Annotated in this window: 13 protein-coding genes; 12 read left to right on the top strand and 1 reads right to left on the bottom strand. The window is 48.6% G+C overall.

Annotated features, from left to right (window positions below):
• The first annotated feature begins 2 nt into the window (after positions 1-2).
• From MHI15_RS16405 to MHI15_RS16350, 12 genes are all read left to right on the top strand, one after another.
• Complete coding sequence (locus tag MHI15_RS16405; RefSeq protein ID WP_042185778.1) at positions 3-932, top strand: ABC transporter permease; 930 nt, start codon at positions 3-5, stop codon at positions 930-932.
• Positions 933-990: 58 nt separating this feature from the next.
• On the top strand, positions 991-1890 hold the full coding sequence (locus tag MHI15_RS16400; protein ID WP_341164615.1) for an FAD binding domain-containing protein: 900 nt from the start codon (positions 991-993) through the stop codon (positions 1888-1890).
• 34 nt (positions 1891-1924) lie between these two features.
• Positions 1925-4219 carry a xanthine dehydrogenase subunit D gene (gene pucD / locus MHI15_RS16395; protein ID WP_340917031.1) on the top strand — a complete coding sequence of 765 codons (2295 nt, stop codon included), beginning with the start codon at positions 1925-1927 and terminating at the stop codon, positions 4217-4219.
• Positions 4206-4742, top strand: a complete 537-nt coding sequence (locus MHI15_RS16390) for a (2Fe-2S)-binding protein (protein ID WP_341164614.1) — start codon at positions 4206-4208, stop codon at positions 4740-4742. The genes pucD and MHI15_RS16390 overlap by 14 nt, the downstream gene beginning before the upstream one ends.
• A 4-nt stretch (positions 4743-4746) precedes the next feature.
• On the top strand, positions 4747-5259 hold the full coding sequence (gene uraD / locus MHI15_RS16385) for a 2-oxo-4-hydroxy-4-carboxy-5-ureidoimidazoline decarboxylase (protein WP_076125440.1): 513 nt from the start codon (positions 4747-4749) through the stop codon (positions 5257-5259).
• Between the two features lie 55 nt (positions 5260-5314).
• A complete protein-coding gene (gene pucL / locus MHI15_RS16380; RefSeq protein WP_076282254.1) occupies positions 5315-6265 on the top strand; it encodes a factor-independent urate hydroxylase in 951 nt (316 codons plus the stop codon).
• Positions 6265-6639 carry a hydroxyisourate hydrolase gene (gene uraH, locus MHI15_RS16375; protein WP_076125436.1) on the top strand — a complete coding sequence of 125 codons (375 nt, stop codon included), beginning with the start codon at positions 6265-6267 and terminating at the stop codon, positions 6637-6639. The genes pucL and uraH overlap by 1 nt, the downstream gene beginning before the upstream one ends.
• 33 nt (positions 6640-6672) lie before the next feature.
• Positions 6673-8067, top strand: coding sequence for an allantoinase (locus tag MHI15_RS16370; RefSeq protein WP_280752614.1), 1395 nt, complete (start codon positions 6673-6675; stop codon positions 8065-8067).
• Positions 8064-9305 (top strand): allantoate deiminase, encoded by a 1242-nt coding sequence (gene allC, locus MHI15_RS16365; RefSeq protein ID WP_341164613.1) that lies wholly within the window; start codon positions 8064-8066, stop codon positions 9303-9305. Before MHI15_RS16370 ends, allC begins: the two co-directional genes overlap by 4 nt.
• 34 nt (positions 9306-9339) lie before the next feature.
• Entirely contained in the window at positions 9340-10572 is a 1233-nt protein-coding gene (locus MHI15_RS16360; RefSeq protein ID WP_076309621.1) for a pyridoxal-phosphate-dependent aminotransferase family protein, read from the top strand.
• A 234-nt stretch (positions 10573-10806) separates the two neighbouring features.
• Entirely contained in the window at positions 10807-12624 is a 1818-nt protein-coding gene (locus MHI15_RS16355; RefSeq protein WP_076306753.1) for an adenine deaminase, read from the top strand.
• Positions 12625-12982: 358 nt separating this feature from the next.
• Entirely contained in the window at positions 12983-13435 is a 453-nt protein-coding gene (locus MHI15_RS16350; protein ID WP_076125508.1) for an IDEAL domain-containing protein, read from the top strand.
• Between the two features lie 92 nt (positions 13436-13527).
• Here the strand turns inward: MHI15_RS16350 and hemH are convergent, their stop codons facing one another.
• Positions 13528-14541 carry a ferrochelatase gene (hemH, locus tag MHI15_RS16345; RefSeq protein ID WP_175617361.1) on the bottom strand — a complete coding sequence of 338 codons (1014 nt, stop codon included), beginning with the start codon at positions 14539-14541 and terminating at the stop codon, positions 13528-13530.
• Positions 14542-14812: the final 271 nt, after the last annotated feature.

Raw genomic sequence — 14812 nt, 5'->3', positions numbered from 1 at the left:
CGATGGATTTTACAACACAGCTACTTATTGCCGCTATTTCCGCAGGGACCCCGCTGCTGCTGGCTACGCTGGGAGGCATTCTAAATGAACGAGCCGGCATTATACAGCTTGGGGCTGAAGGTCTGATGCTGATGGGAGCGGTCACCACTTGTATCGTGTATATTCGCTCCGGAAACCTGTTGCTGGCTCTGCTGGCTACCGTAGCTGTAACGGCTGTGCTTGGTTTGCTGCATTCTTTTCTCTGTGTGACCTTGCGGGCGAATCAAACGATGTCCGGTCTTGCGATGACCTTGTTCGGCAGTGGGTTGAGCGCTTATCTTGGTAAACCAATCAGCGGCATTCCTTTGCCGGGAACCTCCCCTAAGCTGCATCTGGCTTGGCTGGAAAATGTACCGTTCATCGGAAAAATATTCGGCAACATGGACTACCTAACCTGGTTCAGCCTGCTGCTAGTGCTTGCTCTGCATCTGCTAATTCACCGCACTTCATGGGGCCTGCATTTGCGGGCAGTCGGAGACAGTCCGGCTACCGCAGATGTGATGGGGATCCGTGTGCAGCTTATCCGCTACAGCTATGTGATCACCGGTGCTGCTCTCATCGGCCTGGCCGGAGCGGATATGGTATTGGCTTATGCGCCAACCTGGAATGAAGGGCTGACAGCCGGTCGAGGCTGGATTGCGGTAGGGCTAGTGATTTTTGCCAGATGGAATCCGCTGCGCGCCTTGTTCTGCGCTTACTTTTTTGGGGCATTGGATTCACTTGGCTTCCGCATTCAATTGCTGGGCAGTGCAGTTCCGCCCTATTTTCTCAAAATGATTCCGTACCTTGTGACCATTCTGGTCCTGATGTACCTGGGGTACCGCAATCGCAACAAACCATCCGGTACACCGGAGGCGCTCGGAGTTCCTTATATTCGGGAACAAAGGTTTTAAGGCAGGCTATACGAGAAGGGAAGCGGCAATCTGGTACTCAAAAAGGGAGGCGGAGTGTATGGGAGTTATACGGGAAGAGGATGGAAGGCTACCTGAAGTAATTCAACCCCACAGCCTGCACGAAGCTTGGGAGAGAAAAACGGCGTTTGGAGACAGTTCCCGATATGTCGCAGGAGGAACATTGCTGAGAACAGGGTGGGAAAATGGAACGGATCATATGCCCAAACAGCTGATTGATCTTCGGCAAATCACAAATCTCGGCGACATTACCTTAACGGAATTTCACTTATCTCTGGGCGCTCTTGTTCCACTCTCCCAGTGCCGCAGTAATGAGCATTTGCAGGCCGTGGCTCCTGCGCTGCAAGAGGCTGCACGTTGCATAGCGGCTCCGTCGGTGCGTAATCTTGCCACGCTCGGGGGCAATATCGCTTCTGGCTTCGGAGATATTCTACCTGCGTTACTGGTCTATGACGCGGAGTTAATCTCCTTTGACGGCAAATTTATGACGGCACTACCTTTGATAGAGTGGCTAAACAATTACTGGAGCGGGATAAAACCTGCGGCAGATCTTGTGGCTGAGATTCGCATCTCACCTACTCGCTTAGAGAGTCCGTTAACGGATAGGCTAGAAATTTTCCGTAAGGTTGGCCGCCGGGAAGTGTTCACCCCTTCACTTGTAACAGTAGCAATCTCAGCATCAATCGATGAGGAACTCCGTTTCCGTGAGGTGCGTATCGCCGCAGGTGGGGGCTCTGGGCGGCCGCAGCGACTAAGTAGAGCTGAAGTTATGCTTGAAGGTGTGAGGTATACAGAGGAGCTGTTGGCTTCTTTATATGAAGAGGTTGAGAACAGCTTTGAGACGTATAGTGATCCCTTTGCAACAGAACTTTACAAGAAAAAGACTGCTGGGAATTTGGTTGTATCTGAGCTGTGGAAGGCTATGAATATACGGAGTTAAGAGGTGAATAACCCGACGAAAGGAGAGAGGGAAAATGCTGCTGAATAAGGAATCCAGCGGTAGCCGCTGGCGTACACGACCCGATGGAGAGGGCAAGGTATCCGGTAAGCTGCAGTATTTGACCGACATGAGGGCAGAAGGAATGTTGATCGGCCGCGTGCTCCGCAGTGAGCAGGCACATGCTCGTATTTTGTCCATACGCATTGAGAAGGCCGTTGAAGTCCCTGGTGTACACGCTGTAATTACTCATGAGGATGTGCCCGGACTTAACGGCTTTGGCATAGCTTTGCCGCATCAACCGGTATTTTGCAGTGACCGTGTGCGTTACACTGGCGATGCGATTGCGGCAGTCGCGGCAGAGACGGACGAAATTGCGGAATATGCCTTATCTCTTATCGAAGTGGATTATGAGCTTCTACCCTTACTTGAGAATCCGGAAGAGGCGATGAAAAAGGACGCAATTCTGCTGCATGCCGAGGGAAACGTGCTTCATCATACGGAATATCGGAAAGGGGAGCCGGAAGCGGTATTTACGGATTGCTGTCATGTGGTAGAGGAGACTTATTATACACCACGCCAAATGCACACCTATATGGAGACTGAAGGTGGACTGTTTATCCCAGAGGATAACGGACGGCTTACCGTATATTCAGCTACACAACATGGGTTGATGGATCGCCTGCAGCTATCCAGAATTCTGGCTATTCCTCAAGAAGATATTCGCGTCATCTCGAGTCCTATCGGCGGGTCCTTTGGAGGAAAAGACGAGCTGAATGTACAGCCATATGGAGCGCTGCTCGCCTTGCGGACACTCCGTCCGGTAAGACTGCATAATTCGAGAGCTGAATCGGTACGTGCAGGACTAAAACGCCATCCCATGAAAATCACCATGAAAACTGGCTGCGACCCCGAAGGAATCATCAGGGCACATCAGGTCAGAATTATTTCGGATACGGGAGCTTACGCAACACTGGGGGCGGAGGTGCTCAACTTCGCGACAGAACATGTGATGGGCCCCTATATCATCGATCATGTGGATGTGAAGGGTTTTGCTGTATATACCAATAACGGTGTATCTGGTGAATTTCGCGGTTTTGGCGGCAATCAGGCGATTTTTGCTTTGGAGGGACAAATCGATCGGTTGGCTGAGCGATTGCAGATCGATCCGTGGGAAATGCGCCGCCGCAATTTGCGTAAATATGGAGATCTGGGGCCGCTGGGTCAGGAAATTGCTCAGACCGATGGTGCCTTTCAGGTGTGGGAAGCGCTGGCGGGTTCGCCTCTTATGACTGAGGCCGCATCTACAGACAGTGATTCAGGTGTGGTGGAACCTTGGATCGTAACTGGAACGGGTGCTGCTATAGCTATGCATGGTGCAGGACTTGGCTATGGTATTCCCGATCCGGCGGGTGGCAGGCTCTCTTTGACGCTAGAGGGCAAAATTGAGGCGGTGTTTGGTTACGAGGAGTTTGGTCAGGGGTTAATCGCAACAATGGAACAAATGCTGATTGAACAGTTTGGCTTGGCGGCAGAGGATCTAAGCATCGTCATTGGCGATACGGATGTTGTGCCCGATAGCGGATCTAGTACGGCTTCCCGATCAACCAGCATGATGTGGATGGCCTTAAAACGGCTGCGTCCAGACTTCACCGCTCGAGTGCTGCAGGCAGCTGCGATGATAAAGCCAGAGCTGGATAACTATGAAATGAAGCTCGGCCCTGGCGGCATTTGGCTAAAAGACGGCGGTCTGCTTCTGACTTACAAGGACTTGGCACAGCATATTTCAGAACCCATTGTCTGTAATACAAAGTTTACTTATCCAACCACACCCTTTAAAAGAGTGGGGGCACATTTCCTATACACCTATTCTGCAATCGCAGTCCGCGTGGAAGTTAATCTGCTTACTGGACGTGTTCGTGTACTGGATCAATATCATGCGGTAGCGGCGGGACCGGTGGCTAATCCGCAAGGTTATCTTGGACAGATCGAAGGTGGCAGCAGTATGGCGGTCGGTTTCACCTTGTCAGAGGATGCTGTGATGTCTGGCGGCAGCTATGTCACCAAAAATTTAGACACCTATTTGGTGCCGACCATTGCCGATATGAATGGCAGCATTCAGGTGCAGCCGATAGAGGATTTGCCGGATCATGACACGTACGGTCCTCGCGGCATTGGAGAGGTGGGTTCCGTCAATTTAGCTCCGGCAGTCGTGTCGGCCATATTTCAGGCTGTAGGGAAGCGGATAACCAAGCTGCCCATTGATCCCGAATGGCTGCAGTCTACACCGTTTATTCCACAAAAGGTGGTGAACATCCATGTCGAGCCATAATTCAGATGCGAATCTAGATGAAGATAACCTTGCCCCCTTATCGTCTGAGGAAGCTTTTGCAGAAGAAAGGTTCACCTTTAATTGCAATCTCAATGGTAAAGCGATATCCTCGGAGCTTCCACCCTCCCGCCGGCTTTTAAAGGTCATTCGTGAAGATTTGGAGCTGACCGGCACAAAACGTTCTTGTGAGATTGGCCGCTGCGGGGCATGTATGGTGCTGGTGGATGGACGTCCAGTGAATTCATGTCTGGTCATGGCCTATCAATGCTCAGGTGCGGAAATTACAACGATTGAGGGTCTTAGTGAAGTAGGCCTGCATCCCGTTCAGCGGGCTTTTTTAGAAGAGGGGGGGTTCCAATGCGGTTATTGCACACCAGGGATGGTTATCTCGGTGGTTGCTCTGCTGGAAGAGAACCCGCATCCTACTCAGGCTGAAGTGGAAGAAGCTTTATCGGGTAACATTTGTCGCTGTACGGGGTACGGTGGCATTTTACGAGCTGTTAACAAAGCTATTGGAGGTTGAGTGGATGGTCGTTTCTGAAGGCAGGTTTACGATGGAAGAGATAAATGCCATGAGTATAACGGATTTTGTGAAGCATCTAGGCGGCATTTTTGAACATTCACCGTGGGTAGCAGAGGAGGCTTATAAGCAGATTCCGTTCCATTCTTTAGAGCATTTGCATAGCACCATGATGCAGACCGTACTGAGTGCTGACCGGAGCCGAATGGAGGGACTATTAAAAGCTCACCCGGATTTGGCGACTAGGCTTCAAGTTACGGCTTTGTCTGCCTCAGAGCAGCAGGGAGCTGGACTGGATCGGTTAACAACGAAAGAGTTCAATCTATTAAATGATCTGAATCGAAAGTATACGGACAAATTTCATTTTCCTTTTATTCTAGCTGTTCGTGGCAAAAACAAAGATGACATTATCAGCGCCATTGGAGTGCGAGTAGAGCGTTCCCCTCAGGAGGAATGGGTTCAAGCCTTTTCTGAAGTCGGTACAATTACGAGATTTCGCCTAAGTGATTTAATTATTTAATTATTTAATTATTTAATTATTCATTCATTCATCATAAACGGGGAGGGTGTCAGCCATGCTGGAACCAATTAACGGACGTACAATGTTTTATGGAAAAAGTGATGTGCTAACTTATCGTACCTATGCTAAACCGCTGGCCGTTACCCCCGTTCCCGAATCTTCCTTCACGGGCTGCGACAACATTATATTCGCACATAATATTACATTCGCAGTCACGGGCGAAGCGTTTCTTCCTTCTTTTTCAGAGGGGGATAATTCCATGGTTGTTGCTACCGATTCTATGAAAAATTTCATCCTGCGCAATACCGCGGACTACACTGGAAGCACAACGGAGGGGCTACTGCAGCTTCTAAGCAGCCGTTTTCTCTATAAATACGATCATGTCACCGCAGTTTCAGTTTCCGCAGACCGGTTACCTTTTGAACAGGTGATGGTGCCCGGGGTTGAGGGGCTTAAACAGAGTCATTTAGTACTGCGTCACTCCAATAATGAATCTTATTCGGCTTCGTTAACTATAAAACGTGGAGAGAATGGGACTGAGGTTATCGCTCATGAATGCCGATTGAAGGATTTACAGCTGATAAAAGTGAGTGGAAGCTCGTTTTATGGATTCGTCCGTGATGAGTATACAACATTGCCGGAGAGCTTTGACCGTCCGCTTTATATTTTTCTGAATATTAACTGGACCTACAGTGATGTTCAGCATGCTCTGGATGGAGATCTAGGCCAATATGTGGCATCGGAGCAGGTTCGCGATATCGCCCATAGCGCTTTTCATGAGCTGAACAGTCCATCAATCCAATCGTTGATTTATCAAATTGGGCTGCGCGTATTGTCCCGTTTTCCACAGCTGGCTACCGTTTCATTTGAGTCCAATAACCGGACTTGGGAAACCATTGTTGAGCCTGAAGAAACTAAAGGTGGAGTCTTCACCGAACCTCGTCCACCCTATGGTTTTCAGGGCTTTTCTGTCAGCCGTGCAGATCTGGCCGGAGAGACAGCGTAATGAGCGGGCGTCTTACCACCCATGTGTTGGATCTGTCGCGGGGGATTCCTGCTACAGGTCTGACGCTTCAGCTCTGGAAGCTTACGGATGGGATGAGCAAGCTTCTGTGTGAAGAAGTCACGAACAGTGACGGGAGGCTGGATGCTCCGCTGCTGGAGGGAAACGAAATGGAGTCTGGATGTTACGAGCTGCTGTTTATGGTTGGCGATTACTACCGTAGAGCGGATGCCAAAGCGTCAGCAGACACTCAACGTGAGATGCCTTTTTTTCTAGAACAGATACCTATTCGCTTTCATATAGAGAGCTCCATGCAACACTACCATGTACCTTTGCTAGTAGCACCTGGTGGATATAGTACGTATCGGGGAAGTTAAGAGAAAGTTGACGACCGGAGGAGGTGGCAGCTCATGAAGGAATCCTATGAACTTGTGATTAAGAACGGGAATGTAGTGCTGCCCGATCAGGTACTCAAGCTGGATATTGCAGTATCAGAGGGTAAGATTGTCGCACTTGGAGAGGAACTTTCGCTTGCGCCGCTAACCAAAGTCATCGACGCAGAGGGGTTCTATGTGCTCCCCGGTATGATTGATATGCATGTCCACTTTAATGAACCAACATTTGGACATTGGGAAGGCTTTCGCAGCGGTTCTGCGGCGTTGGCAGCTGGCGGCTGCACAACCTATGCAGATATGCCGCTTAACGGTAATCCACCTACTGTGAACGAGGCTGGGCTTCGTCAAAAGGTAGATGCTGCGGCTGGAAACTCTGCCGTTGATTATGTGCTGTGGGGTGGGCTCGTTCCCGGCAATCTGGATGATTTAGAAGTTTTGGCAGCCGCTGGCGTCACTGGGTTTAAAGCCTTTCTCTCCAATCCTGGAGGGGAGGGCGAAGGCAGATTCCGTGAAGTGGATGAGGATACACTCTATCAAGGGATGCAGCGAATCGCTTCTCTGGGCGGGATTCTGGCGCTGCATGCAGAAAGTGAGGCTATCACGGCGGTGTTGACCGCAGATGCAGTGCGAAATGGCAGAACCAGCGCAAGTGATTTTGCGGCTTGCCGCCCTGCTGAAGCAGAGCTGGAGGCAGTGTCCAGGGCGCTGCTGTACAGTGAACGTACGGGCTGCCGGTTGCATTTTGTTCATATCAGCACGGCCGCCGCCATTGAGAAAATCTATGAAGCTAAGCTTCGAGGTCTGGATGTTTCGGCCGAAACCTGTCCACATTATCTGGTCCTCACTGAAAATGATATGAAGGCTTTAGGCCCTGTGGCGAAGTGTGCGCCTCCGCTGCGAAGTGCGGTGGAGCAGGAGAAGTTATGGGAGATGCTGGCCCAAGGCAAAATCGATCTGATTGCTTCGGATCATTCCCCCTGTCCAACGGAATTGAAGGTGAAGCCGGACTTGTCTTTTTTTGCAGCTTGGGGTGGGATCTCGGGTGCGCAGAGCAGTCTGGAGCTTATGTTCCATGAAGGCGTGAATGTGCGGGGTTTGGATGTTACATTAATTTCCAGTCTGCTTGCAGGGCAACCCGCAAAACGTTTTGGAATAGAGCATCGCAAAGGCGCTATAGCTCTAGGTCTAGATGCCGATTTAGTTCTGCTGAATCCAAATACAACCTATACGCTGACTGCGGAGGATTTATTGTATCGCCACAAGCACAGCCCCTACATCGGAAGAACTTTATCCTGCAAAGTAGTTGCTACGATCTGTCGCGGGAATGTGATCTATACCTCTGAAGAAGGAGTGATCAGTGAGGGAGGTGGACAGTGGCTGCGAATTAGGAAGGAGCAGTACAGCCTATGAATGATTCCAGAGTTCAAGCGTCGACTCAGAAACTGCTGGAGCTGCTGGAGGAGCTGGCGGCATTCAGCACACCTGGGCCAGGAGTTACTAGACTGCTATATACGGAGGAATGGAGCCGGGCGCAGATTTTTTTGCAGGAAAAAATGGCTGGGCTCGGCTTAGAAGTTTCCATAGACAAGGTTGGCAATGTATATGGACGATTGAGTGGATGCAATCCGCAGCAAAAGGTTATTTTAACCGGATCGCATATCGATACTGTAGTCAATGGCGGAAAATATGATGGTGCCTATGGGATCGCTGCGGCTATGATTGCGCTTCAAGATTTGCAGAGGAACTTTGGCCAGCCGCAGCGGACGCTTGAGGTCGTATCTTTTTGTGAAGAAGAAGGGAGCCGATTTCCGCTTGCTTATTGGGGTTCGGGCCATGTCACGGAAAGGTATGACGGAAGCGAGGCTGAGACCTGTATGGATGCAGAGGGAGTGACATTACAGGCAGCAATGACGGAATCCAGCTTTTTGCAAGGTGTAACAGATGAGAATGGAGTCAGAAATGATATTGGTGCTTTTGTAGAACTGCACATCGAGCAGGGGATTATTCTGGAGAAAACGGACACTCAGATAGGCGTAGTTCAGGGGATTGTTGGACAGAGACGATATGTGGTCAAGGTCAGTGGTATTGCTAATCATGCGGGCACGACACCGATGTTTATGCGGCAGGATGCACTGGCTAGTGCGGTTGAAATGCTGTACGTGCTTGAAAGTTCTGCTAAAACGGCTGGTGAACCTCTTGTAGCAACCTCGGGTAAGCTTGAGGTGTATCCGAATACGCCAAATGTGATCCCGGGTGAGGTTCTTTTTACACTAGATATCCGCCATAGTGAAGAGGACGAACTGGAACGTTTCTGTGAGAAGCTTCTTGCGGAATGTAATGAAATTGCTGTTAAACGTGGGGTGATTCTTGAGGTTACATCCGTGCTCCACACAGTCCCTGCACCTATGGATACGAAGCTATCTGCAATGCTGGAAAATATCTGTCGCCAAGAGGGGAAGACGTACCGCATGATGGTAAGTGGAGCGGGACATGACGCCCAGCTGTTTGCGCCGCGTTGCCCTACTGCGATGATATTTGTGCCAAGCCGAGCTGGCATCAGCCATTCTCCGGAAGAGTATACTTCCCCTGAGCAGCTCGTTGCTGGGCTTGAGGTTCTGACTGCGATGTTATATGAGTTAGCTTATTAAAAAGAGTTCGCCGAACTTTTAAGGGAGGATCATCATGAAGCGTTACGAAGATTTGTCGCCGTCCCAACGCTGTATTATGACTCCGGGTCCGGTCGAGGTAGATCCGCGTGTACTGCGGGCGATGTCTTTTCCGGTGCTGGGTCAGTTTGATCCAGAGTTCACCTCTATTATGAATGAAACGATGGAAATGCTGCGGGAGTTGTTTGCTACTTCTAATTCATGGGCTTACCCTATCGATGGTACCTCCCGTTCTGGAATTGAAGCCGTGATGGTTAGTTTGATCCTGCCGGGTGAGCGTGTGCTGATTCCGATCTTTGGCCGCTTCGGACATCTATTGCATGAGATTGCTGAAAGATGTGGCGCTGAGGTGTTCGTGTTGGAAAAGCCATGGGGGAGTGTGTTTGAGCCGGATGAAGTGATAGCAGCTATGGAGACTTTTAAGCCACATGTGGTGGCAATGGTTCACGGGGAGACCTCTACAGGACGTGTGCAGCCACTCGCGGAAATTGGTAGAGCTTGCCGCCGGATGGATACTTTATTCATAGTCGATGCAGTTGCAACCATTGGGGGCATTCCTGTCGAGACAGATGCTTGGATGTTGGATGCCGTCGTTGGCGGTACACAGAAATGCCTGTCCATCCCTTCCGGAATGGCACCGATAACGTATAATGATCGTGCTGAAGCTAAGCTCATGACCCGAAAACGAGTAGAACGAGGGATTAGAACAAGTGATGTCCAGCCAGGTGACTTATCTTTTGTCCGCAGCAATTATTTCGATCTCGGCATGCTTCAGGATTACTGGAGTCCACAACGTCTCAATCATCATACAGAGATGACCTCAATGCTTTATGCACTGCGGGAGGGCTTGCGGCTTACCCTTGAAGAAGGGCTGGATGCCCGATTCGCCAGACATATCCTCCATGAAAAAGCACTTGTAGCTGGATTAACAGCTATGGGTTTAGAACTATACGGGGATCCTTCCTGCAAGCTTACTGTTGTTACCTGTGTGCTCATCCCTGAGGGGATAGATGGGGAAGCTGTACGTTCGCTGCTGCTGGGGCGGTTCGGAATTGAAATTGCCAGTTCTTTTGGACCGTTAAAGGGAAGGATCTGGCGCATCGGTACGATGGGTTTTAGCTGTCGTGAGAATAACGTGTTGCGGCTGCTTGGAGCGCTGGAAGCCGCATTACAGCGTCATGGATTTAAGGGGCCTTGCGGGTTTGGGGTTCAGGCAGCACTTGACGTATATGAGGCAAAAGTAAGATAATCGTTGGAATAGAGCGGATGGCGGGAGAGTAAAAACAGGGGCATGTCCGGATGGTTCGGACAATCTTTGGGAATAAGTAAACGGCTATCATCTACAGGGATGATTGAGCCGTTTTTTCTTACAAATACAGACCTGCGCAACTATATTATCCTAGGCTTAATAGTTAGGCAATCCTCTATGATTACGGATCTATTCACTACATCAAGACAACACTTGGATACTAACGGGGGAGAGATGAAGATGACAACTTTTACAAGAAAGCCTTTAGCGGATTGTGTACCTGAGCTTGTGGCTACGGCAAGAGGCGATAAACCGGCAACACTGGTAATTACAGGTGGAAAGCTGGTCAACGTATGCTCTGGTGAAATTCTAGAAGGAATGTCTGTTGGTGTTCAAGGTGGACGAATTGCTTATGTTGGTAAAGATGTGACACATATGATTGGCGAAGGAACGCAAGTTATTGATGCGAACGGCAAGTATATAGCTCCGGGATTGCTCGATGGCCACTGCCATATTGAGAGCACCCAGCTAACCGTTACTGAATTTTCCCGCGCTGTTCTGCCGCTTGGCACAACAGGTGGTTTCTTTGATGCACATGAGATTGCTAATGTATTCGGGCTGAAGGGTATTCAATTGATGCTGGATGAGATGCGGGGGACGCCGTTAGCTGCTTACATGCAGGTGGCTTCTTGTGTGCCTGCGGCAGGTGCGGAATTCGAGACAACGGGTGCCTCAATTGGTCCTGAAGAAGTTGCCGAAGCTTTTACTTGGGGCAAAGATGTGATTGCTCTGGGCGAAGTGATGAATTTCCCTGGCGTTGTTTACGGCGATGAGAAAATGCTTGGAGAGATTCAAGCTACGCTGCGGGCAGGCAGATTTGTAGATGGTCATTTCACATGGCCTTCCAGCGACTGGAGACTGCCCGTGTATGCTGCGGCAGGTGTGACTGGCGATCATGAGTGTGTGACAGCAGACGATGTGATTGAGCGCGTTAGACTGGGGATGTATGCCAAAATGCGCCGGGGCTCGGCTTGGCATGATGTTGCCAAGACCATCACCGCTCATACAGAGCGTGGACTTGACCCGCGTCGCATGATGCTGGTAACTGACGACCGCAGCTCGGAATCGTTACGGGACGAAGGTCATATGGATTTCGTTGTTCGCCATGCGATTGCTCAAGGCGTGAAGCCAGTAACAGCCTTCCAAATGGCAACTATTAATACAGCAGAGCGTTTTGGGTTGTCTCAGGATATCGGATCTATTACTCCAGGTTCTTTTGCGGATATTATTCTGCTGGACGGGAATTTGGCCGATGTTCGTGTGGTACTTACGATTGCTGCTGGTGTAGTCGTTGCCGAAAACGGTGTGATGACGGCAGAGCTTGCTAAATTCACATATCCAGAGGAAGTTTTGGCTTCGGTTCATTTGCCGCAGCGTCCTACCGCCGAAGATTTTATTATCGCGGCTCCAATTGAAACAGGGGAACTTACTACAAGAGTTATTAAAGTAAGAGAAAATCATGTGGAGACCATTGAACGTATGGTTTCGGTACCTGTAGTAGCAGGGCAGCTGGATGTAAATGCTGTAGAGGGTCTATGTAAAATCGCTGTGCTCGAACGGCATAAAGGAACAGGAAATAAATCAGTGGCTGTTGTGGAAGGCATCGGTTTTAAAGAACCGGCTGCTATCGCAATGACTGTTGCTCATGATAGTCATAATGTACTCGTCATCGGCAATGATAATGAGCTAATGGCCAAAGCTGCGAACGCGGTGGCGGACGCTCAGGGTGGGGTCGCCGTAATTACATCTAGTGGAGAAACGTTATTCCCGTTGGCCATTGCAGGCCTAATGTCTACAGAGCCATTTGAAATTGCTGCTGAGAAATCAGCTGCGATCAGCAAAGCGTTGTATGATGCCGGCTGTACTTTGAATTACGCGTTTATGACTTTATCGCTGCTTGCTTTGGCGGTTATCCCAACGTTACGTATCACAGATAAAGGACTCGTGCGGATTTCACCCGAGGGAATACAGTTAGTGCCATTGTTTGTTTAAGTAAATTAACTGAAGTATAATCCTAATGCAAAAAACTGTTCTGAGGTCATAATGACCCTTCAGAACAGTTTTTTTTGTTTAAATATAAGAAAGCAAAAGCTTCACATGATGCGTAATCTTTATACATCCTTTTGTAATGAACAATAATATTAAACAGATTTTTAGAGAATGAAACATTTTTCTGAGCGAAATCCTAAAAAAATATAAATAAAGCATAGTCAGGTGACGATAATAATGTTAAATTAGATAAAATTAAAGTGAATTAATGGAGTTAATTTTACATTAATGGCATATAAAGAATTATAGATAATGGCAGGTTTCGAATAACCCAACTAAGAGGGACGAGGTGCATGGAGAGATGATCAGACTAGAAACGCAAGATATTTTGAATATTAGCATGAAGCAAATTGCTACTATTTTTAAGATGAAGCCGCTTGAACTGAGATTTGTCACCGATTTTCAGGGTGAGAAATATCTCTTAACTAATGATAAGTTACACCTCAACAACCAGCAATATTGGGCAAAGGTTATGGAATGTGTCTTTGATGATCATGTTAGACCTGTGTTAATGTGTGAGGTATTATATTTCCTTCGTAATGAATTTCTGGAAAGTGACATTAAGTTATGTTTTTCTTATGATTACGCAGAGGATGGGAATGGCGCAGCTACAGCTACGGCTGAAGTATCCTTTAATGACTCAGCAGATTTACAGCCGAGTGAGATTGCCGAGCTGATTGATTTTGCGTTGACCTTGCAGGACAAGCAGTGGTTCCATGAACTGACTACGAAATATAAGCAGCTTACAGCATAAGTATCCTTTCGATTCTTCATGCTTAACAATTGATATAGCTAACCGTCTTGTCTGCAACAGAAATGATCTGTGGACAAGACGGTTTTTTTGATTTACCATCCTTGGGCGTTTTTTTCTACATGTTCAGCCAAAAAATCAAGCCAATCCTCATGGTCATTCAAACAGGGGATTGCCATAAATTCCTCTGCTTGTCCTCCACCAGCCTCGAATTGTTCTCGTCCTTCTATGGCTAGCTCATGCAGCGTTTCCAGACAATCGGTCACAAGACCCGGTGAAAAAATCAGAGGCTTACGTATTCCTCGTCCGGCAAGCTCTCCCAGAACATCCGCAGTAGAGGGTCCTACCCATTCTTCTCGTCCGAAACGTGATTGAAAACTAAGCTGCCAGCGTTCGGGCTCCCAATTCATAGCAGAAGCAAGAAGATGCGCGGTTTCCATACATTGCTGCGGGTAGGGATCGCCGGTATCCGCATACCGTTTGGGAATCCCATGGAAGGTCAGTACAAAATAATCAGGTTCTTTGCTCAGAATCTCCATTTGACGCAGTAGGTGTGACTTCAAGGCTGAAATATAACCGGGCTCATTATAGTAGGCATCAATAAATCTTAGAGCCGGAATCAGACGTTTAGTTACAGGTCCAGTGGAGCTTTGGCGACCTAAGGCTGCAAAGCTGGCCTGATCGAATACGGACGCGGTAGTCGTGGACGAATATTGCGGAAACAGCGGCACAATGATAATTCGGGTAACTCCGGCGGTGTCGAATTTCGCCATCGCTTGCTCCATGCTGGGTTCGCTATAAGCCAATCCAAGCTCTACCTGATACCGTGGACCCAGCAGTTCTTGTAATCCAGATTGCTGAGCTAAAGAGTGAAAGAGCAATGGTGATCCTTCGGTTGTCCATATTTGACTGTACAGCTCAGCGGACCGGCGTGGACGTGAACGCAGAATGACACCTCGCAGCAAAGGCTGCCACAGCAGAGGAGAATAATCTATGATTCGGCGATCTGATAAAAAACGTTTCAGATAAGGCCGTACAGCTTTTGCAGTTGGTGCAGTAGGGGTGCCGATTTGGGCGAGTATAACTCCAATAGGTGGCTGTTTGCTCAAAGCACAGAACTCCTTTCCCATATAAGAGATCGTTCTAAAATAGCATAGCTAGCCTTGAATGCACAGTTATTGAGATCACTTTGCGCGTATAAATTAAATTTAATCGCAAATAGTGATGTTTCTTATAGGGTGTGTGATTTTCGATACAGAAGAACCGCAGAAAGGTCTGGTAGTATCAAACCAGAAATTGATGGAAAACGGGTGTAAGTGTTTTTATAGTAACTTATGTGAATTATTTCACCTTTTATACAGCTTTGTGTTAAAAGGAAGA

Source organism: Paenibacillus sp. FSL H7-0918 (genome assembly GCF_038007025.1).
Classification (GTDB): domain Bacteria; phylum Bacillota; class Bacilli; order Paenibacillales; family Paenibacillaceae; genus Paenibacillus_AQ; species Paenibacillus_AQ odorifer.
Note: the sequence above shows the minus strand (reverse complement) of the source record. Positions and strands in the feature narration are given on the sequence as shown.

Excerpts from the sequence above, each read along its gene's own strand:
- MHI15_RS16350 (WP_076125508.1), top strand. The coding sequence starts at position 12,983 with ATGATCAGACTAGAAACGCAAGATATTTTGAATATTAGCATGAAGCAA.
- allC (WP_341164613.1), top strand. The coding sequence starts at position 8,064 with ATGAATGATTCCAGAGTTCAAGCGTCGACTCAGAAACTGCTGGAGCTG.
- MHI15_RS16400 (WP_341164615.1), top strand. The coding sequence starts at position 991 with ATGGGAGTTATACGGGAAGAGGATGGAAGGCTACCTGAAGTAATTCAA.
- uraH (WP_076125436.1), top strand. The coding sequence starts at position 6,265 with ATGAGCGGGCGTCTTACCACCCATGTGTTGGATCTGTCGCGGGGGATT.
- uraD (WP_076125440.1), top strand. The coding sequence starts at position 4,747 with ATGGTCGTTTCTGAAGGCAGGTTTACGATGGAAGAGATAAATGCCATG.
- MHI15_RS16370 (WP_280752614.1), top strand. The coding sequence starts at position 6,673 with ATGAAGGAATCCTATGAACTTGTGATTAAGAACGGGAATGTAGTGCTG.
- MHI15_RS16405 (WP_042185778.1), top strand. The coding sequence starts at position 3 with ATGGATTTTACAACACAGCTACTTATTGCCGCTATTTCCGCAGGGACC.
- pucL (WP_076282254.1), top strand. The coding sequence starts at position 5,315 with ATGCTGGAACCAATTAACGGACGTACAATGTTTTATGGAAAAAGTGAT.
- MHI15_RS16390 (WP_341164614.1), top strand. The coding sequence starts at position 4,206 with ATGTCGAGCCATAATTCAGATGCGAATCTAGATGAAGATAACCTTGCC.
- pucD (WP_340917031.1), top strand. The coding sequence starts at position 1,925 with ATGCTGCTGAATAAGGAATCCAGCGGTAGCCGCTGGCGTACACGACCC.
- MHI15_RS16355 (WP_076306753.1), top strand. The coding sequence starts at position 10,807 with ATGAAGATGACAACTTTTACAAGAAAGCCTTTAGCGGATTGTGTACCT.
- MHI15_RS16360 (WP_076309621.1), top strand. The coding sequence starts at position 9,340 with ATGAAGCGTTACGAAGATTTGTCGCCGTCCCAACGCTGTATTATGACT.